This is a genomic window from Paenibacillus jamilae (genome assembly GCF_050482105.1).
GTDB classification, from domain to species: Bacteria; Bacillota; Bacilli; order Paenibacillales; family Paenibacillaceae; genus Paenibacillus; species Paenibacillus jamilae_B.
Map to the genome: position 1 here is coordinate 1 of NZ_JBCNHI010000081.1, position 1270 is coordinate 1270.

1 protein-coding gene is annotated in these 1270 nt (G+C 55.5%); it reads left to right on the forward strand.

The genetic code is table 11. From position 1 onward, the window contains the following. A partial coding sequence (locus tag ABEW32_RS26405; protein ID WP_430193277.1) for an SDR family NAD(P)-dependent oxidoreductase occupies nucleotides 1-1270 on the forward strand: 1270 nt, incomplete at both ends.

The window sequence follows — 1270 nt, forward strand, 5'->3', positions numbered from 1 at the left end:
TGCCATGGAGAGACGGTGGCGTGTATCTCATCACCGGCGGCTCTGGCGGCCTGGGGCTGCTTGTTGCCGAAGAGCTGGTTCGGCACACCCGAGCAGCGACCTTGATTCTGACAGGCCGGTCGTCACTGGACGAAAACAGACAAGCCCGACTAAGGAAGCTGGAGTCCTTAGGGGCCAGAGTGGTGTATCAACAGGGGGATATTACCGACAGGAACACGGTGTTCAGCTTGCTGGAAAGCATTCAGGAGGAATTTGGGCGTGTTCACGGGATCATCCACTGTGCAGGGGTGATTCACGATAACTTCATTCTCAAGAAAAGCAGGGAAGAATTTATCGAGGTACTGGGACCGAAGGTCCAAGGGTTGGCCCATCTGGATGAGGCGAGCAGCGCTCAGGACCTGGACTTCTTCGTGCTCTTTTCCTCCATCTCGGGCAGTCTGGGTAACCCGGGACAGGCTGATTATGCCACCGCCAACGCCTTTATGGATGCGTACGCAGCATACCGGAATACCCTGGTGGACGCCAAGCAACGACGGGGACGGACGCTATCGATCCGCTGGCCGCTGTGGAAAGAAGGCGGAATGCGGATTGATGCGGACGCGGAAAAGCTCATGAGACAACAAATGGGCATTACACCTCTACAGACTGAGTCGGGTATTCAGTCATTGTACCAATGCTTGTCCTCAGGCAAGGAGCAGGTGATGGTCATGGAAGGGGAGCCAGAGAAAATCGAGGCCTATCTGACAAAAGCCGTCTCGAAGGTCGGTATCCGTGCGGTAGAGGCAACGGAATCGAAGCTGGATGCGGGCTTACTGTACGAGAAAATCTTATATCGTCTCAAGGCGTTGTTGGGAGAGGTGACCCGGCTGAGTGTCGGGAGCATTGAAGCCCAAGAACCGCTGGAGCGCTATGGCATCGACTCCATCATGATTGCCCAGCTCAATGCCAAGCTGGCCGAATCCTTTGGCGAGTTATCCAAGACGCTGTTTTATGAGTACCAGACCCTGCGTGCCCTGGCAGAACATTTAGTGGCAGAATCCGCACCGGAGTGCATGCAATGGGTTGGAATGAGTCCAGACGAGGAACGGGTAGAGGAGACGACTGCGACAGCCCGGTACGTTGAAGAAGAAAGCAAGCCAGTTGCGGAGCAGACGATTGCAGAGACGGTGACAACGAAGTCCAGCCGTAGCTATGTGAAGCCTGTTCGAGGTTACACGGAGCATGGCGCAGAGGAAACACGAGAACCGATCGCGATCATTGGCATGGCAGG